This window comes from Stenotrophomonas sp. YJH_SMC_48-3, from assembly GCF_059369375.1.
The window spans coordinates 51847-69984 of the sequence record NZ_JCAFSQ010000005.1 but is presented as its reverse complement, the minus strand read 5'-3'; the positions used below and the strand labels follow the sequence as shown (position 1 = coordinate 69984).

17 protein-coding genes are annotated in these 18138 nt (G+C 66.3%); 12 read left to right on the top strand and 5 right to left on the bottom strand.

The window, feature by feature from the left end; translation table 11 throughout:
- Window positions 1-86 precede the first annotated feature (86 nt).
- The 4 genes from AC5P65_RS09570 to AC5P65_RS09555 all read left to right on the top strand — a co-directional run bounded on the left by AC5P65_RS09570 (window position 87) and on the right by AC5P65_RS09555 (window position 3395).
- Window positions 87-1277 (top strand): methyl-accepting chemotaxis protein, encoded by a 1191-nt coding sequence (locus AC5P65_RS09570; protein WP_005416472.1) that lies wholly within the window; start codon window positions 87-89, stop codon window positions 1275-1277.
- Window positions 1278-1375: 98 nt separating this feature from the next.
- Window positions 1376-1591: a hypothetical protein gene (locus AC5P65_RS09565; RefSeq protein ID WP_111098325.1), complete on the top strand. Its 216-nt coding sequence runs from the start codon at window positions 1376-1378 to the stop codon at window positions 1589-1591.
- 67 nt (window positions 1592-1658) lie between these two features.
- A complete protein-coding gene (locus AC5P65_RS09560; RefSeq protein WP_111098326.1) occupies window positions 1659-2165 on the top strand; it encodes a hypothetical protein in 507 nt (168 codons plus the stop codon).
- A gap of 54 nt (window positions 2166-2219) precedes the next feature.
- Entirely contained in the window at window positions 2220-3395 is a 1176-nt protein-coding gene (locus AC5P65_RS09555) for a GAD-like domain-containing protein (protein WP_111098327.1), read from the top strand.
- A gap of 78 nt (window positions 3396-3473) precedes the next feature.
- Here AC5P65_RS09555 and AC5P65_RS09550 read toward each other — a convergent pair whose 3' ends face one another.
- Window positions 3474-6233, bottom strand: a complete 2760-nt coding sequence (locus AC5P65_RS09550) for a bifunctional diguanylate cyclase/phosphodiesterase (RefSeq protein WP_495215544.1) — start codon at window positions 6231-6233, stop codon at window positions 3474-3476.
- Window positions 6234-6363: 130 nt separating this feature from the next.
- Here AC5P65_RS09550 and AC5P65_RS09545 point away from each other — a divergent pair, with 130 nt between their 5' ends.
- Together AC5P65_RS09545 and AC5P65_RS09540 are read left to right on the top strand one after the other, a co-directional pair.
- Window positions 6364-8466 carry a sensor histidine kinase gene (locus AC5P65_RS09545; protein WP_021201762.1) on the top strand — a complete coding sequence of 701 codons (2103 nt, stop codon included), beginning with the start codon at window positions 6364-6366 and terminating at the stop codon, window positions 8464-8466.
- Window positions 8467-8470: 4 nt separating this feature from the next.
- Window positions 8471-10243 (top strand): EAL domain-containing protein, encoded by a 1773-nt coding sequence (locus tag AC5P65_RS09540; protein ID WP_019659626.1) that lies wholly within the window; start codon window positions 8471-8473, stop codon window positions 10241-10243.
- 230 nt (window positions 10244-10473) lie between these two features.
- Here the strand turns inward: AC5P65_RS09540 and AC5P65_RS09535 are convergent, their stop codons facing one another.
- The 4 genes from AC5P65_RS09535 to flgA form a co-directional block, all read right to left on the bottom strand.
- Entirely contained in the window at window positions 10474-11694 is a 1221-nt protein-coding gene (locus AC5P65_RS09535) for an ATP-binding protein (protein WP_019659625.1), read from the bottom strand.
- 89 nt (window positions 11695-11783) lie between these two features.
- Window positions 11784-12122: a flagella protein gene (locus tag AC5P65_RS09530; protein ID WP_010485882.1), complete on the bottom strand. Its 339-nt coding sequence runs from the start codon at window positions 12120-12122 to the stop codon at window positions 11784-11786.
- Window positions 12119-12424 (bottom strand): flagellar biosynthesis anti-sigma factor FlgM, encoded by a 306-nt coding sequence (flgM, locus tag AC5P65_RS09525; protein WP_019659624.1) that lies wholly within the window; start codon window positions 12422-12424, stop codon window positions 12119-12121. Before flgM ends, AC5P65_RS09530 begins: the two co-directional genes overlap by 4 nt.
- Before the next feature lie 75 nt (window positions 12425-12499).
- A complete protein-coding gene (flgA, locus tag AC5P65_RS09520; protein ID WP_019659623.1) occupies window positions 12500-13156 on the bottom strand; it encodes a flagellar basal body P-ring formation chaperone FlgA in 657 nt (218 codons plus the stop codon).
- A 260-nt stretch (window positions 13157-13416) separates the two neighbouring features.
- Between flgA and AC5P65_RS09515 the strand changes: the two genes are divergently transcribed.
- The 6 genes from AC5P65_RS09515 to AC5P65_RS09490 all read left to right on the top strand — a co-directional run bounded on the left by AC5P65_RS09515 (window position 13417) and on the right by AC5P65_RS09490 (window position 18069).
- Entirely contained in the window at window positions 13417-14361 is a 945-nt protein-coding gene (locus AC5P65_RS09515; protein WP_019659622.1) for a chemotaxis protein, read from the top strand.
- Window positions 14362-14517: 156 nt separating this feature from the next.
- The gene (gene flgB / locus AC5P65_RS09510) at window positions 14518-14913 is read left to right on the top strand and encodes a flagellar basal body rod protein FlgB (RefSeq protein ID WP_206621685.1); all 396 of its coding nucleotides are present in this window, start codon (window positions 14518-14520) and stop codon (window positions 14911-14913) included.
- Between the two features lie 3 nt (window positions 14914-14916).
- Entirely contained in the window at window positions 14917-15324 is a 408-nt protein-coding gene (flgC, locus tag AC5P65_RS09505) for a flagellar basal body rod protein FlgC (RefSeq protein ID WP_005409575.1), read from the top strand.
- Window positions 15325-15347: 23 nt separating this feature from the next.
- Window positions 15348-16031, top strand: coding sequence for a flagellar hook assembly protein FlgD (locus AC5P65_RS09500; protein ID WP_495215543.1), 684 nt, complete (start codon window positions 15348-15350; stop codon window positions 16029-16031).
- Window positions 16032-16063: 32 nt separating this feature from the next.
- Window positions 16064-17287, top strand: a complete 1224-nt coding sequence (gene flgE / locus AC5P65_RS09495; RefSeq protein WP_019659620.1) for a flagellar hook protein FlgE — start codon at window positions 16064-16066, stop codon at window positions 17285-17287.
- Window positions 17288-17319: 32 nt separating this feature from the next.
- On the top strand, window positions 17320-18069 hold the full coding sequence (locus AC5P65_RS09490; protein WP_019659619.1) for a flagellar basal body rod protein FlgF: 750 nt from the start codon (window positions 17320-17322) through the stop codon (window positions 18067-18069).
- Window positions 18070-18138: the final 69 nt, after the last annotated feature.

The window sequence follows — 18138 nt, the reverse complement described above, 5'->3', positions numbered from 1 at the left end:
ATTCAGAATGCACTTCGGGGCACATCGACGTTAAAGAGAAAGGGGGTACGGCCGATACATCCTCCGTGCACCTCCCGAGAACGTCCATGTACTCACGCATTTTCATCCGTCTGGCCGCCCCCCTGGCTCTGACCCTGCTGCTCCCCTTCGCCATCGGTTTCGAATGGCCGGCCGCCCTGCGCTGGGCGATCCTGACCACGATGACGCTGAGCTGGCTCGGCTTTGCGTGGTGGACCACCCGCGCCCAGGCGCACCGTTCCCCGGAACATGCCCGTGTCCTGCGTGAGCAGGACCAGCTGCTGACCGAACTGCGCAATTTCGTCGGCAACGAGATCGACGGTTCGCGCGGCGAAGTGGAACGCGCCCGTGACCTGATCCGCCAGGCCGTCTCCAGCCTCGGTGGCAGCTTCGATGCGATGAACCGCAAGTCGCGCCAGCAGAGCCAGGCCCTGTCGCGCATCGTCGACCGCGCCGGTGATGAAGGCAACGCCGGCCTCGACGTTGCCCGTTTCGCCCAGCACGCCAGCCACCGCATGGAGCAGCTGGTGGAAGCGCTGGAACAGGTCAGCGGCCAGAGCAGCACCACCGTGCAGCACATCGACCAGATGGCGCAGCACCTGGATGGCATCTTCGCGCTGCTGGAAGACGTCAAGTCGATCGCCGACCAGACCAACCTGCTGGCGCTGAACGCGGCCATCGAAGCGGCGCGTGCCGGTGAAGCCGGCCGAGGCTTCGCGGTGGTCGCCGACGAAGTGCGCAACCTGTCCGAGCGCTCGACCACCTTCAACGAGCAGATCCGCAAGCTGGCACACAGCTCCAAGGACGCCATTGCCAAGGTGCGCGAGACGGTCTCGCACATGGCCTCGCGCGACATGGACCGCTCCCGTGAAGCGCGCCAGGAAGCGGCCGCGATGCTCGACAACGTGGCCCAGATCAATGCCTCGCTGGGCGACGGCATGCGTGAAGTGTCCGAGTGCGCCCGTGCGATCGATGGCAGCGTGGCCGAGGCCGTGCGCGCCCTGCAGTTCGAAGACATCGCCACCCAGGCCCTGGGCGGCGTGCACACCCACCTGGACCGCCTGACCGCGATCAACCGTGAAGCGGTGGCGCTGCAGGAACTGCTGCACCGCAATGGCGGCGTGTTCGACGAAGAGATCGCCACCGCCCTGCAGCGCACCGGCAACCGCCTGCGCGAACTGCGCAGCGAATGGGAACGCCCGCCGCACAAGCCGGTTGCCCAGCAGAGCATGGGCGCCGGCACCGTCGAGCTGTTCTGATCCTGATGTCCGCTGCCCTCGCCGGCAGCCCGCAAGGCCCCGGTTCGTCCGGGGCCTTTGCCTGTAACCCGCCATTGGATGCATCCTGTACGCGCACCATGACCCTGATCCGCGCCCTGCCCGCCCTCACCGACACCGAGCGCCCGCGCAACGCGAGCGTGCGTGAGCAGCTGCAGCAACTGGAAGAGGTCGCCCGCGAGGAGATCCGCGAACTGCAGCAGCTGGCGGACGCGCGCCCCGCCCCGTCGCGGGCGGACGAGGCGCTGCTGGGCCTGGCCTGGGATCTCGGGCTGGATGGGGATGCGCTTAAGTAGATCCACGCCATGCGTGGATGGGCCGTCGCGCATGGCATGATCCACCGGTACCCTTCATGGAAGACCGATGGCCATCGCCCTGATCGCACTCCTGCTGTTGGAGACCGTCCTCTTGATGGCCTGGGTAGCCGGCTATTTCAGCTGGGGCATCACCCTGTTCAACGAACGCATTGCGGCGTCACCGGCCATGCAGGCCCGCCTATCGCTGGGAAGCCTGGAACGTGACCTGCCGCAGGACAAGTGGCTGCAACTGGCCTTCCATGCGCTGCCTGACGGCAGCATGGCGTTCCGTGAGAGCTTTGCGCCGAGCTTCGGCCTGCGCTACTTCCCGGTGATGCGCGGTCGCATCGTACTCAACGCGCGACGGCACGAGGTGAGAGTGATCGGACTGTGCAGCTGGTTCGTGGCGATCCTGTCGCTGCTGCTGTTGCCGCTGGTGGCGATGCGCCCGATGGTGGCGCCGATGCTGCTGGTACTGCCGCTGTTCCTGGCCAGCTATCTGGTCCAGAAGCGGCGCTATGCGGCCGTCGTCGAGGCCCTGCGCATGCAGTTGAAGGCGGAATTTTCGAGGTAGATCCACGCCATGCGTGGATGATGCCCCGCGACTCACGATTTTCGGATTGTTTGCATGGATCGTGAGCGCTCGGCCCTTCATCGTAAAGGGCCGATTCCGGTTCAGATCAGCCCGATGACCAGCGCCGCCCTCTGCCTTTCACTCGCTTTGCAGCTCCCGGTTGCTTCAGAACCGCTTGCCGTAGATCCCGACTCCCTGCTCGCCCTTCACCAAGCGCTCCAGTCCTTCGGCGAATTTCAACAGCCCTACTCCGCACCTGTAGATGTGACCGATCCTGATGCAGGTGTGACCGATGCAACTGTCGAGATCTCCGCCGGGTGTGTGAAGGATGGTCCACAGGTCATCATCCTGGACGCTGATGTTGACGACTCATCCGAGCGCTATCTTGTACTGAACGAGCCATGGCAAAGCCTTCCGGCGGGAACGTTGTTGCTTGTCTCTGGAAGCACAGCGACCGTCATTTCAACCCAGGAGGCAAACAAGGAAACCGCACAGGCGGAGTCAATGTTGAATTTCCTGGACTACCTGCCCATCAACCTGGGTTCGAACTCCCTGGCCGGGCCGAACCCTGACGTGACGGCGGCAGAGATCGATTCCGACGGTTTCATGCAGAATTTCGCTATGAGCAGCGAAGGTGAACCTGCTTCCGAAGCGGCCTTTGCAGCGTGGGAAGGCAAGCTGCCAGGATTGCTGCTGGCGCTGTGGCAACGCGACGGGTTCGCACGCTATCGGGACGACAAGCTCGCCTTGGTCGATCCGCACCTGTATGCGGAGGTTGCTACTGCGTTCCTGCAAGGCAATCCCATGGAGGGTGCCGATACTCTCCATGTCTACGCGGTAACAGCTTTCGGCCAGATTCTGCTGTGTGGGGAGAACACCTCCACGCAGATCAGCATCGATCCACACAGTGGACACGTCACGACAGAATCGGATGTGCCAGACCCCGCCGATGCGGCGGAACGCAACTGGAAACTGGCGTTCCTGCTGGAGGCCCTGGATGGGCCCTATCTTGACGTCACCGACGACGATGAGCGGCCCCTGCATGCGCATGCACTTGACCGACTTGGGCCATTGGCTCCGAATGAGATGTACAGCTTTTCGCCCGCGGTTTCCGAAGGTGGCTGGAATGCGGCGCATCTGGTGAAGACAGATCGTCTCGCTGAGCTGGAAGCCCTTGCTGCGACAGTGGCCAAGGCGCGACCAACCAAACTGGATACCCGCGGTAAGTAGTTGCACGCCGAGCGTGGGTGATCGCGAGGTACATGCATTCGTGCCGACCAACGGTCGGCACCTACCAAAGTATGGCTGTCAGCGCACCAGCACCACTTCCCCGCTGGCATCGGTGCGCAGCGAAACCGGCTGCGGCTGGCGCAGCCACTGTGCCAGGTCGCGCGGGCTGAGCGGGCGCGAGTACAGGTAGCCCTGGATCTCGTCGCAGCCCTGCCGGCGCAGCATGTCTTCTTCCTGGTGCGTTTCCACGCCCTCCGCCACCACCTTCATGCCCAGCGCATGGCCCAGGTGCACGATGGCCTGGGTTACTTCGGCCGTGCCCGAATCGTGCAGCATGCCCTGCACGAAACTGCGGTCGATCTTCAGGCGGCCCACCGGGAAGCGGTTGAGATAGTTGAGGTTGGAGAAGCCGGTGCCGAAGTCGTCCACCGCCAACGGTACGCCGTGCCGTTCGAGCACGTCGAAGCAATGGCGCAGGATGTCGGTGTCACGGATCAGCGCCGACTCGGTCAGCTCCAGTTCCAGCCGTTGCGGCGGCCAGCCATGGGCATGGCAGATCTCGATCACGCGTTCGGCGAAGCCACGATCACGCAGCTGCACCGCCGACACATTGACCGCGATGCGATCAAACTGCAGTCCGGCGCGGTCCCAGGCGGTTGCCTGGCGGCAGGCCTCGTTCAGCACCCAGTCGCCGATGCGCACGATCTCGCCGCACTTTTCGGCAATGGGAATGAACTCGGCCGGGCTGCAGTAGCCAATCCCGGGCCGGTGCCAGCGCAACAGCGCCTCGATCGCCGGTGGCTCACCGTGGTGAGCGTGCAGCAACGGCTGGTAGGCCAGGCTGAACTCGTCGCGCTCGATGGCCCCATGCAGGGCATGCTCGACGTCCAGCCGGCGCTGGATGCGGGCCAATGCGTCCTGGCTGTAGTACTGGTAGGTATTGCGCCCGGCTTCCTTGGCCGCGTACATCGCGGCGTCGGCAGCACGCAGCAGGGAATCAAAGTCGGTCTGCGCATCGCCCAGCATCGCGATGCCGACGCTGGCGCCGACCTTCAACGTGGTCTCGCCACGGCGCAGCGGCTCGGCCAACGAGGCGATCAGCTTGCGCGCCACGTGGCCGGCGTCTTCCGGCTCGGCCAGGTCGCGCAGCACCACAATGAACTCGTCGCCACTGAAGCGGCCGAACAGGTCATTGTTGCGCAGGTTCTGGTGCAGGCGGGTGGCCGCCGCCTTCAGCAGCGCATCGCCGGTGGCGTGGCCGAAGCTGTCGTTGATGGTCTTGAAGCCATCCAGGTCGATGAACAGCATCGCCAGCGAGGTTCCGCGGTCGCGTGCTTCCTCGATGGCCTCGGCGGTCTGCTCGCCGAGCAGCACACGATTGGGCAGGCCGGTCAGCAGATCGTAGTGGGCCAGCAGTTCGATGCGTTCGTTGGCTTCGCGCTCGCGGGTGATGTCACGGAACAGGACAACGAACCGCGGCGGCAGGCCGTCACGGCGGTCCAGTTCAATCAGCACCTGCACCCACACGCGCAGGCCGGACTGGCGGTAGAAGCACAGGTCCAGCTGCTCGGGCAGGCCGCCGTTGGCGATACGGGCGAGTGCCGCCTCGAACGCGTTGCGCGAGTCCTCCGTGTACAGCGCCAACGCCTGGTCGAGGGTGATCGGTTCCTTGCGCAGGCCATGGATGCGGTAGCACTCCTCGGTCCACTGCATGCTGCGGGTCTGCACCTCGATCTCGCAGCCGCCGATGCGGCCCAGCGCGGAGACCCGGTTCAGCAGTTCGGTGCGCCAGCGGATCAGCGCATCGGTCTGGTGCTGTTCGGTGATGTTCTGTACCTGGCCGAGCAGGCGCTTGGGTTGCCCGTCCATGTCGAGCAGCGGCTGCATCCACAGGCGCAGGTGCTGCGAAGGCTCATGGCCGCGGGTCAGCTCCAGCTCGAGGTTGGCAGCGCGGCCATCGCGCCATAACCGCCGCCATGCCGCGCGCAGCGCGCCGCGGGAGCGTGGATGCAGCTGCTTCAGCCAACGCCGCTGGCCCGGAACGGCGCCCTGCTCCAGGGCCAGCAGCGAACGCAGTTCCGGCGACCACCAGAAATGCCCGCTGTTGGGATCGAACGACCAGCTGCCCATGCTGGCGATGCGCTGGGCCTCGATCAGGTGCAGCTGCTGTTCCTGCAGCAGCGATTCGAGCTGCTTCTGCTGCTCGATATCGGTATGCGTGCCGACCATGCGCAGGGGCTGGCCATCGGCGGTGCGCGCGACCACGCGGCCGCGATCCAGCACCCAGCGCCACTGGCCATCAGCCTGGCGGAAACGGAACTGTGCGCTGTACTGCTCGCTGTGCCCATGCAGGTGCTCGTCGAGCGCTGCGCGCACCAGGGCGATGTCCTCGCTGTGCACCCGAGCCAGCAGCTCGGTGGCGGTCTCGTCGCCCAGCGCCGGCGTCCGCATCACGCGGTCACTGGGGATGTCCCAGTCCCACAGGCTGTGGCCGGCACTGTCCAGCGCCAGCTCCCAGCGCCCTCCCCCGTCCACCGGCACCGGCTCGGGGATGCTGAGGGTGAAGGCCAGCAGGTTGCCGGCGCCGTCGTGCACCGCACGCAGGTGGCCGTCGTAGTGGCCGCGCGGGCCGCCCGGCAGCGTGCAGGCCACGATGCCGCCATCGGCGGCCATCAGGCGCAGATCTTCCAGCATCGGCGCATAGGCCGCCACGGTGGCTGGCAGGCCATGCTCGCGCGCGGCCGGATTGGCCGCCAGCGGACGCCCGGTACGGTCGACGATGACCAGCGCCGACGCAAGCGGGTGCTGCAGCAGGCTGGCGATGATCCCTTGGTCCACGCGATCTTGCTCCGGATGACACGCCCGTCAGCGGGGCACGCAGTGGTTAACGGCGCCTGCGGCGGATAATTGAGTGGTCACGGCGCGCTGCGGGGTAAGATGACCAGCGCCCCTGTCACCCGCCTCGTCCATGCCTGCAGAACCGACCGGCAACGCCCCTGTTCCCGACCCGCGGATGGCGCAGGCGCTGAGCCGTGACCGGCGCCGGGTGGTGTTGAGCTACCTGGTGATGGCGCTGGCCTGGATGATCTCTACCGACAGCGTGGTGCAGGCGCTGGTGCCCGATCCGCAGCAGGCGGCACTGTGGCAGGGCCTGAAGGGCTCGTTCTTCGCCCTGGCCAGCGCAGGCCTGCTGTATCTGCTGCTGCGCCCGCTGGCCGAGCACGTGCTGCACACCCACGCGCGCCAACAGGCCTCCGAGCTGCGCCTGCGGCAGATGTTCGAGGGCAATCCCGGCCCGATCCTGGTCTACGACCTGGACACGCTGGCGATCCTCGACGCGAATCCGGCTGCCTGCACCGCGTTCGGCTGGGAGCGCGGTGACCTTCTGGAGAAGACCATCGACGTGCTGTGGCCGCCCGGCCAGGACCAGGCACTGCAGACCAAGCTGGAGGCGATCCGCGAGGCGCCGCAGGAGCTCTGCATCCTGCGTGCCCAGCTGCAACTGCGTGATGGCTCGCTACGGCAGATGGAGCTGCGGTCCAACGCCATCAGCTATGACGGCCACAACGCCCGCTTGCTGATTGCCATCGACCGCACCGCCGAAGACCTGGCCCAGCTGCGCCGCGACCAGGCGCTGGCCCGGGTCGAGGAAGCCCACGAGCTGGCCCGTATCGGCGCCTGGGAGCTGGACCCGTCCACCGGGCTGGGTCGCTACTCCAACCAGGTCTACCGGCTGCTTGGCCGCCGCCCGCCCGAGGCCCGCCGCTGGCACCGCTTCGACGAACTGCTGGTGCCGGCCGATCCGGCCACTGCCACCCAGACCGAACAACTGCTGGCCGAACTATGCTCCGGCGAGCCGGTGCAGGTGGACGTGCTGCTGCCCGTCCTGTCGATGGACGGGCGCGCGTTGATGGTGCACCTGCGCGCCGCCAGCGGTATCGATGAAGCTGGCCGCAGCCGCGTGCTGGGCACCCTGCAGGACGTGACCGAGCGCGAGCAGTCGCGTCGCCTGCTGCGCGAGCGCGAGGAACAGTTCCGCGAGCTGGTGCGGGTGCTGCCCGATGGTGTGGTGATCCTCGCCGACGAACACGTGTTGTACGCCAACGCCTGGGCCGCCAGCCTGTTCGGCTATGGCAGCCACACCTTGCTGGGCGAACCGCTTTCGGCACTGGTGGACAGCGCCGATCTGGCCCGCGTGCGCAGCCAGCTGCGTGCGGGCCAGCTGCACCTGGGGCCGGGCCACAGCAGCGTGGTGGCGATGCAGCGCGCAGATGGCCGCAGCTTCCATGCCGGCCTAGCAGTGGGCGAGGTGCGCTATGGCGGCCGCGACTGCAAGCTGCTGATCGTGCGCGATCTCAGTGATTCCGAACGCATCCGCAGCGCACTGGAAACCAGCAACCGCGAACTGCAGGCCATGGCCGGCCGCCTGTTCTCGCTGCAGGAGGATGAGCGCCGCGCGATCTCGCGCGACCTGCACGACGATATCGGCCAGGCGATCACGGCGATCAAGCTGTCTGCCTATGCCGCGCAGGACGAGGACGATCCGCAACGCCGCGGTGAGGACCTGGCACAGATCGTCAGCCTGGCCGATACCACGGTGGCCAAGCTGCGCGACATCTCTACCCTGCTGCGGCCGCCGCAGCTGGACGCACTGGGCCTGGAAGCGGCGCTGAGCTGGCAGGCACGGGTACTGTTCCGTTCCTCGCCGGTGGAGCTGCTGGCCGAGATCGAGCCGCTGCCGCACCGTCCCGACAACAGCATCGAGCAGGCCTGCTTCCGTATTGCCCAGGAAAGCCTGACCAACGTGCTGCGCCACGCCCGTGCCAGCCAGGTACAGCTGCAGCTGCGCGACGTCGGCCAGCGCGGCCTGCACCTGCAGATCCGCGACGACGGCGAGGGTTTCGACCCCGACGGCCCGCGCGGACTGGGCCTGATCGTGATGCGCGAGCGTGCGCAGAGCGTCGGTGGCCATGTACGGATCGAATCCGCGCACGGTGAAGGCACCCTGATCGACGTTCATCTCCCCTACCAGGCAGCCAGCATGGCCGCCGCCGAGTCACCGGACTACTGAGCCTATGTGGAATCCCAACCAGCCCCCGGTCAGCATCGATGATGCGCCTGATCGCCTCGGTGCCGGCAACCCCGAGTTGCAGGTGATGGTCGCCGAGGCGGCCTCGGGCGGTACCGCACTCATGCTGATGCATGTGGACATCGACCACTTCGCCTCTGTCAACGAAAACATGAGCGCCGAGGTAGGTGACCAGGCCCTGGTGCTGGTTGCGCAGCGGTTGCAGTCCTACCTGCGAGGGCGCGGCAAGCTGTGGCGCCACGGCAGCGACGAGTTCCTGATCGCGGTGCCACGCACAGCCGAGGTGCCACTGCCGGAGGATTTCGCCGAGGAAATCCGGCAGCAGATGGAACTGCCGCTGTCGGTCCTGCCGTACACGCTGTTCATGACCGGCAAGCTGGGCGTGAGCCTGTGCCCGGAGCATGCCAGCAACGTTTCACGCCTGCTGGACCACGCCGAAGATGCGCTGTACCAGGCCGCCCGCGAGGGCGGCAACGCGGTGCGCATCCACGCCGTGGACACGCCGCCGAGCGCGCACAGCGAGAGCATCATCGCGCGGCAGATCGTCGATGCCATTCCCAACGGCGAACTGAAACTGCGCTACCAGCCGTTGGTCAGCGCCCGCGATGGCCACGTGGTCGGCATGGAAGCGCTGCTGCGCTGGCAGTCACCGACGCTGGGCATGCTGGTGCCGGAGCGCTTCATGCGCACCGCCGAGCGGCTGGGCATCATCGTGCAGATCGGCACCTGGGTGCTGGAAGGTGCACTCAAGCAGGCCCGCCTGTGGCGCGACCAAGGCTTCGACGATTTCACCATCGCGGTGAACGTCTCCACCCTGCAGCTGCTGCGGCCGAACTTCTTCGCCGAAGTGATGGGCCTGATCCAGGCCGCGGGCATACCGGCACAGATGCTGACGCTGGAAATCAACGAAAGCGCGCTGACCAACAACGTCAACTTCGTGCATGAGACGCTGGCCAACCTGCGCAACGAGGGCATCAGCCTGAGCCTGGACAACTTCGGCACCGGTGACTCCAGTCTCAGTGCGCTGGTGCGCTACCCGGTGGACAAGCTGAAGATCGACCGCAGCTTCATCAAGAGCGCGCCGGCCGGCAACCGCGAGGCGGCCATCGCCCGCGCGATCATCGCCATGGGCCATCAGCTGGGCATGACGGTGATCGCCAACGGCGTTGAATCGCAGGCGCAGCTTGGCTTCCTGCGTCGCAACGACTGTGATGTGTTCCAGGGCTACCTGTTCGGCGAACCGATGTCGGCCGATGCCGCAGGCATGACCCTGCGCCGCCGCTACCTGCGCCCGGAAGCTTTCGCCGAGACCCGTCCCGACCGCACGCTGCTCTTGCTGGACGACGAAGAGAACGTGTTGCGATCGCTGGTGCGGCTGTTCCGTCGCGACGGCTACCGCATCCTGGCGGCCGGCAACGTGCGTGATGCGTTCGACCTGCTGGCGATCAACGACGTGCAGGTGATCCTGTCCGACCAGCGCATGAGCGACATGAGCGGCACCGAGTTCCTCGGCCGGGTGAAGATGCTGTACCCGGACACGATCCGGTTGGTGCTGTCCGGCTATACCGATCTGAACACGGTGACCGATGCGATCAACCGCGGCGCGATCTACCGCTTCCTGACCAAGCCATGGAACGACGACGAGCTGCGCAAGCATATCCACCAGGCGTTCCGCACGTACGAGGAACAGCGCCGCAGCAACGCCGGACCGGCGCCGGTGGAGAGCGGAGACGGCGGCGAGGACCGCCCGCTGCGGTAACGATCCAGCCTGGTAGAGCCGGCCGCTGGCCGGCTGCTACGTGACGGGGTTAGTGAGGTTGCCGGCCAGCGGCCGGCACTACCCGAGGCGCGACCCAGGCCGGCACAGGCCCTGGTAGAGCCAGCGCGAACGCAGGCCGGGACAGGCCCTGGTAGAGCCGGCCGCTGGCCGGCTGCTACGTGACGGGGTTAATGAGGTTGCCGGCCAGCGGCCGGCATTACCCGAAGCGGTCAGCGCGGCTGCTTCACCGGCAGCACCACGCGGAAGCGCGAGCCCACGCCCGGGGTGCTGTCCAGGTCGATCCGGCCATGGTGCTTGTTGATGATGCTGTAGGAGATCGACAGGCCCAGGCCCGTGCCACTGCCCACCGGCTTGGTGGTGAAGAACGGATCGAAGATGCGTTGGCGCAGTTCCGGCGAGATGCCACCGCCGGTGTCCTCGAATTCGACCCACACCTGGTCGCCATCGACGCCGGTGCGCACAGTGATCGTGCCGCGCTCGGCGATGGCATGGCCCGCGTTGAGCAGCAGGTTCATGTAGACCTGGTTCAACTCCGATGGCAGGCATTCCACCAGCGGCAGTTGGCCGAACTCGCGTACCAGGGTGACCTTGTACTTGAGCTCGTTCCAGATGATGTTGATGGTCGATTCCAGGCCCGCGTGCAGGTCGACCAGCTTCCACGACTCGTCACGCCCGGAATACGAGAAGTCTTTCAGATCACGCACGATGCGCGTCACCCGTTCGATGCCTTCGCGCGATTCGGCCATCAGCTGCGGCAGGTCGCGGCTGATGAAATCGATGTCCAGGCGGTCACGGATGTCATCGATCTCCGGGATCAGCGCCTTCGGGTCCGGCGCACGCAACGCGCGTTCGTAGGCTTCGATCACGGTGAACAGGCTGCGCAGGTACTCCTGCAGGCTGCCCAGGTTTGAGTGCACGTAGCCGATCGGATTATTGATCTCGTGCGCGACGCCGGCAGCAAGCTGGCCGATCGAGGCCATCTTCTCAGATTGCAGCAGTTTCTCCTGGGTACCGTTGAGCCGCAGGTAGGCCTGGCGCAGCTCGGCGTGGCGCTGCTGCAGTTCTCGCTCGTAGTCTTCCTGTCCTTCGATATGACGGAACAAGGCCAGGAAGTGCCCCTGCCCCACCGGGCCGTGGTGATACAGGTGGGCGATGACCACGCCCTCGCCCAGCGGCAGGCTGCCGTTCCAGTGACCATGCTGGCGCGCGTGTTCCAGCGCATCGGGGGGCAGCAACTCGCGAAGCCGCTGCGGGGGCGGCAATGCACCATCCTCACCGCTTGCCAACAGGTTCTGCGCGGCTGGATTGGCCAGCGCAACCTGCCCGTCTTCGGTGAACAGCAGCAGCCCTTCGCGCAGGCGCTCAAGCAGGGCCTGCAGTACCGGCTGTGGCGGAAGGGGGGCGGTAACCAGGGCGTTGGCAGCGGACACGGCGACTCGGGGGCATTCGAACAGACGCCCAATATACGCGCTCGTGCAGCGGGCTTCAGCCCGCGTGATGGGGTTGTTCGACCGCCGCCTCAGGCGACGGCGAGTGGGCGGCGCGCTGTGACGGTGTGCGCCTGCCCCTTGGCATCGTAGGCCGAGGCATCTTCGGTGCGCCCGAGCTGGCGCAGGGCCCAGTTGACCTCGCGGCGCCGGCGCGACAGCAGCACGCCGTTGGCGCGGTTGCGTTCGGCCAGTTCCTGCAGCTGCTCGCCTTCCCCGACCGGCGGCGCGCCTTCCAGCGCACGCAGCGCTTCCAGCTTGGCGCCGGTGGCCCGGATCAGGGCGTGCACGTCGTGCTCGACCAGGGCCTGGCGTTCAACGTCCAGGGCCTGGGCAAGACGCTGCAGCGGCTCGCTCATCGCCGCAGTCATCCGTGCAGCTGCTGGTCCAGCTCGAGCATGCGCGATGCGATCGCGTCCGGATTGATCTTGTAGGTGCCGTTCTGCAGCGCCTCGCGCACGGCGGCCACGCGCTGGGCGTCGATTGCCGGGGCGGTGGTCAGCTCACGCTCGATGGCCTGCAGATTGGTGGCCTCGCCGGTCAGGCGCAGGCTGTCGGCCGCCTCGACCGGGCGTGCCGCCGCATCGGTGCTTACACCGGGCTTGTTGGCCGGGGTCGTCACGCTGCGCAGGGCCTGGGGGACCTGCAGGTTGCCGTCGATTTTCTGGCTCATGGGGTGTCCTGGAGTTGCCGTTCACATGGGATAACGGCCGCAGGGCCGTGATCTTTAGGGATATTCTGCGGTAATTCAACGCGCCACGATTACGTCACCGGCGGCGTCGACCGTGCCCTGCACGATCCGCCGCGAGGACAGGTTCTCGACCGAGACCCGCTCGTTCTCACCCGCGTCACCCATCGCACGGCCTGCAATACGGACCTCGACCGAGCCGCGACGCGAGACCAGCGCCACATTGTCTCCTCGCTTGATGAGACGCTGCACCACCAGATCGTTGCTCGACAGCAGGGCCCCGGCCTGCAACGGACGGCGGGCGATGCGGCCGATCGCTGCGTTGGGATCGGCCAGCACCGCACCGGCAATCCGGGCGGCATCACGCTGGGCAGTGGTGATATCGGCAGCAGTAAGGGTTTCTCCAGTACCGATTCCGCGGTTGAGCACCAGCACGGTCTGGTTGCGCCGCACTTTCACTGGCACGAACAGGCGCCAGCCACCGGCGTCGGGACAGCTGACTTCCACCGTGGTGTTGGCGGTGGGCTGCACCTGCAGCGCGCCGCCACACTTGGGCAGGCGCAGCGCATCGGCCACCTGCGCCTCCCCCTCGCTCCCGGCAGGCAGCGTCGACAACGCCGCCGCGCGGATGCTGGCAACCGGCTGCCACTCTGCAGCGGCTGCCCATGGCGCGGCTGCGGCGAGCACGATGGCGAATAGAGGTGTGACCCGGCGCATGGCGCCTCCTGTCGATGGAATCTGGCCCTGGTGCGTGCAAGGGGTGTGCCAGAGCGCCGGGACCCGTTGATCGGATCCGGGATGGGGATGCGACCGGATGGGTAGAGTCGACTGTCAGTCGACTTTCGCGCGAAGCACGGGGTTTTCCGTGATCGGATCGAAGAGCGGTCGACTGACAGTCGACTCTACAAACGTGGTGCGGACCGCGCAGGCGGCAGAGCGCCCTCAAGTTTGGCGCCCACCCCGCCGATACAGCAGCCATGTCCCATGACCTGCTCAACCGGATCGACCAGCGAACCCGACTGGCCGGCCACAACCGCCTGGCGCTGCTGCTGTTCCGTCTCGGCGGACGTCAGCTTTTTGGCGTCAATGTCTTCAAGGTGCAGGAAGTCCTGCGGCGCCCGGAGCTGTTCCAGGTGCCCGGGTTGCCCAGCCAGTTTGCCGGCGTGGCCGACGTACGCGGCCGCTCGGTGCCGGTGCTCGACCTGGGCCTGGCCATCGGCCACCCCGAGCGTGAGCCTGACGCGGACACCTCGCCTGGCTACCTGGTCGTCACCGAATTCAACCGTTCGATCCAGGGCTTCCTGGTCAGCGGCGTGGAGCGCATCGTCAACATCGCGGTGGAAGACATCCACCCGCCGCCGGAACTGGGTGCCGAATCGAGCTACCTGACGGCGGTGACCCGCTTCCAGGGTGAGCTGATCCAGGTGATCGACGTTGAAAGCGTGCTGGCCGATATCGCCCAGGTACGCGGTGATGCCGTACTCGATCCGGCAATGGCAATGCCTGCCGATGGCCCGCAGCTGCAGGTGCTGGTGGTGGACGATTCGCGCGTGGCCCGCCAGCAGATCCGCAGCGTGCTGGACCAGCTGGGCGTTGGCGCCACCCTGCTTTCCGATGGCAAGCAGGCGCTGGACCATCTGCTGCAGATCCACGCCTCGGGCGAGAACCCGGCCGAGCGCTACGCCATGGTCATCTCGGACATCGAAATGCCGGCCATGGACGGCTATACGCTGACGACGGAAATCCGGCGCCACCCTGGCCTTGCCGGCCTGTACGTGCTGCTGCATACCTCGTTGTCGGGCGTATTCAACAACGCGATGGTCGAGCGCGTCGGCGCCAATGCCTTCGTCGCCAAGTACTCGCCGCACGAACTGGCCGATTTCGTGCTGGACCGCCTGCGCAAGGTCGCGATGGCGGCGTAAGGCCGCGTCACGGGTCTCCGCCGGGCGTGGCCCGGCGCTACCACAACCTCCCCGACCCCTGGGGTAGCGCCGGGCCATGCCCGGCGGACGCGATGTCGCGCGTGCTTTGGCACATCCCTTGCAGCTTCCCGGGCAACGTTCCCGTGGGAGTGCACCGTGCGCAACCTGATTACCGACTACCTGGGCGTCCACGCCCAGACCATGCCGTTGCGCGAACAACGGATGAAGCTGATCGCCAGCAACCTCGGCAATGCCGATACGCCCGGCTACAAGGCCCAGGACCTGGACTTCGACGCCGCGCTGCGCCATGCCCAGGGGCAGGATGCCAATGGCCTGATGGCCACCACCCATGAGCAGCACTACGAAATCAGTAGCGGCCTGAACCCGTTCCAGATCGCGCGCGAAGGCGTGCAACCCAGCCTGGACGGCAACACCGTCGATCCCGATGCCGAGCGTGCCGCCTATGGCCGCGCCGCGCTTGAGTACCGCGCCTCGCTCAGCTTCGTCGAGAGCAAGGTGCGTTCCATGCTGACCGCGATCACGGGGCAATAAGCCATGAGCAACCTGCCGATCTTCGATATCGCCGGTTCCGCGCTGCAGGCGCAGTCGGTGCGCATGAGCACCATCGCCTCCAACCTCTCCAACGCCGACACCGTCGCCGGTTCCGCCGACGCCGTGTACAAGCCGCTGGAACCGATCTTCCAGGCTGTCACCAGCAAGAACGATCCGAACATCACCTCGGTGAAGGTGAAGGAGATCACCCAGAGCGATGCGGCGCCGATCAAGCGCTATGAGCCGGGCCACCCGCTGGCCGATGGCGATGGCTACATCTACCAGCCCGACGTCGACCCGGTGGCGCAGATGGTCAACCTGATCTCGACCTCGCGCAATTACCAGGCCGGCGTGGAGATGCTGACCACCGCCAAGGAACTGGCCCTGGCCACCTTGACCATGGGCCGCTGAGGCCCGCAGTACCGGATACCGCCATGACCACCGCCGTCAACAACCAGACCAACCAGGACGTCTATACCGCACTTGGTCTGAACGCCCCGAACAGCAACGCCACCAAGAAGAAGAACACGCTGGACCAGGCCGATTTCCTGCGCCTGATGACCGAGCAGCTGCAGCACCAGGACCCGCTGAAGCCGATGGACAACACCCAGATGGTCGCGCAGATGGCGCAGATGTCCACCGTGCAGGGCATCACCGATCTGAACAAGACGGTGAAGGGCTTCCTGGAGTCGATGGCCAGCGACCAGGTGCTGCGTGGCGCGGCACTGGTCGGCCACCAGGTGCTGGTGCCGTCGGAAAAGCTGGTACTGGAGAAGGAGGGCAGCGTCGAAGGCACGGTGGCCGCGCCGTCGGCCGGCATCATCACCGTGGACATCACCGATGCCAACGGCGCCAAGGTCACCTCGCTGAGCGTGGAAGCCACTGCCGCCGGCGAAACCGCCTTCCAGTGGGACGGCAAGGACGCCAACGGCAAACGCATGGAGCCGGGCAAGTACTCCATCGTCGCCAACCATGTCGATACCGCCGGCAAGAGCACCAAGCTGTCCACCTACGTGCAGGCGCCGGTGGAAAGCGTGACCGTCGGTTCCGACGGCCTGTACCTGAACCTCAAGGGCCTGGGCACGGCCCCGATCGACTACGTGCTCCGCGTCAGCTGAGCCGCACATCCCGCATCAACCAGGAGCATCCCATGGGCTTCAATGTCTCGCTGTCCGGCATCAATGCCGCCAACACCGACCTGAGCGTCACCGCCAACAACGTCGCCAACGTCAACACCACCGGCTTCAAGCAGTCGCGCGCCGAGTTCGCCGATCTGTTCGCCTCCACCAGCTATGGCCTGTCGAAGAACCAGACCGGCTCGGGTGTGCGCGTTTCCAACGTCGCCCAGCAGTTCATCCAGGGCCACAACGAGCAGACCGGGCGCAGCCTGGACATGGCCATTTCCGGTGAGGGCTTCTTCACCATGAACATGAACGGTTCGCGGGTGTATTCGCGTGCCGGCAACTTCCAGACCGATTCGGCCGGCTACGTGGTCAATCCGCAGGGTGCGCGCCTGCAGGTGTTCGCACCGAATGCCGATGGCACCAACTTCGACGCCGGCCGCCTGGTCGACCTGCAGCTGCTGACCACCGACAGCCCGCCGAAGCAGACCAGCGAAGTGAAGGTCGGCTTCACCCTGCCGGCCAACGCCAAGCAGCCGACGGTGGCCACCTTCGACCCGGCCGATTCCAACAGCTACAACCATTCCAGCGGCGGCATCACCGTGTACGACTCGCTGGGCGTGAGCCACATCCAGGTCTCGTACTTCGTCAAGGGAGCCAACCCCAACGAATGGACCGTGCACAACTATGTCGATGGCCAGCCCGCTGGCACCCCGACCGCGGTCACCTTCGACAACAGCGGCAAGCTGACCGCCCCGGCCAACGGCAAGGTCGGCCTCGGCACGTTCACCCCCACCACCGGCGCCGGCCAGCTGAACATGACGCTGGATATCAACGGCTCGACCCAGTACGGCGAGAAGTTCGCGCTGCGCAACACCCAGCAGGACGGTTATGCCGCCGGCAAGCTCAATGAAATCACCGTGTCCGAATCCGGCGTGGTCTACGCCCGCTATTCCAACGGCGACGACAAGCCGCTGGGCCAGGTCGCACTGACCACCTTCAACAACACCCAGGGCCTGGAATCGAAGGGCAACAACCTGTGGGTCGAGACCTTCGAGTCGGGCACGCCGCGCACCGGCATGCCCGATACCTCCAACCTCGGCAAGATCCAGGCAGGTTCGCTGGAAGCGTCCACCGTCGACCTCACCGAGCAGCTGGTCAACATGATCACCGCGCAGCGCAACTTCCAGGCCAACGCACAGATGATCACCACCCAGGACCAGATCACCCAGACGGTCATCAACATCCGTTGATGACCCGCTGACCCTGTCACGGAACTCCCCGCATGGATAAAGCCCTTTACGTGGCGATGACCGGTGCCCGCGCCTCCCTGCAGGCGCAGGGAACGCTCAGCCACAATCTCGCCAACTCGGACACCCCCGGCTTCAAGGAAGCGCTGGCCAACACCGAAGCCTTCCCGATCCGCGGCCCCGGCTTTGCCTCGCGGGTGGATGCGCTGCACGTCGACGCTGGCTTCAACCGCACGCCCGGCGCGCAGCACATCACCGGCAAACCGCTGGACCTGGCGCTGCAGAGCGGCACCTGGCTGGCGGTGCAGGCCAGCGATGGCAGCGAGGCGTATACGCGCGGCGCGGCCTTGTCGGTCACCCCCAATGGCCAGCTGGTGACCTCCGGCGGCCGCACGGTACTGGATGACAACAACAACCCGATCGCCATTCCGCCCTACCAGGCGATGGAGATCGGTGCCGACGGCACGATCTCGATCATCCCGCAGGGTGAAGGCCCGCAGACCATGGCGCAGATCGGCCGGATCAAGGTGGTGCAGGCACCGGACGAGCGCCTCGAGCGCGGCCTGGATGGCCTGTTCCGCAATACCGACCCGCAACAGCCGTTCGCACCGGCACAGGGCACCGCAGTGCACAGCGGCCAGCTGGAAGGCAGCAACGTCGATGCGGCCGGGGCACTGGTGCAGATGATCCAGCTGCAGCGCCAGTACGAAATGCAGGTGCAGGTGATCAAACACGGCGACGAAAACGCGCGCAGCGCCAACAGCATGCTGCGCCTGGGCAGTTGACGGAATTCCGGCGCCGGCGGATGCCGGCGCTGGCACACCGCTTGCACACCCGCATACAAGGGCCGCACC

Excerpts from the sequence above, each read along its gene's own strand:
- AC5P65_RS09570 (WP_005416472.1), top strand. The coding sequence starts at position 87 with ATGTACTCACGCATTTTCATCCGTCTGGCCGCCCCCCTGGCTCTGACC.
- AC5P65_RS09565 (WP_111098325.1), top strand. The coding sequence starts at position 1,376 with ATGACCCTGATCCGCGCCCTGCCCGCCCTCACCGACACCGAGCGCCCG.
- AC5P65_RS09560 (WP_111098326.1), top strand. The coding sequence starts at position 1,659 with ATGGCCATCGCCCTGATCGCACTCCTGCTGTTGGAGACCGTCCTCTTG.
- AC5P65_RS09555 (WP_111098327.1), top strand. The coding sequence starts at position 2,220 with ATGGATCGTGAGCGCTCGGCCCTTCATCGTAAAGGGCCGATTCCGGTT.
- AC5P65_RS09545 (WP_021201762.1), top strand. The coding sequence starts at position 6,364 with ATGCCTGCAGAACCGACCGGCAACGCCCCTGTTCCCGACCCGCGGATG.
- AC5P65_RS09540 (WP_019659626.1), top strand. The coding sequence starts at position 8,471 with ATGTGGAATCCCAACCAGCCCCCGGTCAGCATCGATGATGCGCCTGAT.
- AC5P65_RS09530 (WP_010485882.1), bottom strand. The coding sequence starts at position 12,122 with ATGACTGCGGCGATGAGCGAGCCGCTGCAGCGTCTTGCCCAGGCCCTG.
- flgM (WP_019659624.1), bottom strand. The coding sequence starts at position 12,424 with ATGAGCCAGAAAATCGACGGCAACCTGCAGGTCCCCCAGGCCCTGCGC.
- flgA (WP_019659623.1), bottom strand. The coding sequence starts at position 13,156 with ATGCGCCGGGTCACACCTCTATTCGCCATCGTGCTCGCCGCAGCCGCG.
- AC5P65_RS09515 (WP_019659622.1), top strand. The coding sequence starts at position 13,417 with ATGTCCCATGACCTGCTCAACCGGATCGACCAGCGAACCCGACTGGCC.
- flgC (WP_005409575.1), top strand. The coding sequence starts at position 14,917 with ATGAGCAACCTGCCGATCTTCGATATCGCCGGTTCCGCGCTGCAGGCG.
- AC5P65_RS09500 (WP_495215543.1), top strand. The coding sequence starts at position 15,348 with ATGACCACCGCCGTCAACAACCAGACCAACCAGGACGTCTATACCGCA.
- flgE (WP_019659620.1), top strand. The coding sequence starts at position 16,064 with ATGGGCTTCAATGTCTCGCTGTCCGGCATCAATGCCGCCAACACCGAC.
- AC5P65_RS09490 (WP_019659619.1), top strand. The coding sequence starts at position 17,320 with ATGGATAAAGCCCTTTACGTGGCGATGACCGGTGCCCGCGCCTCCCTG.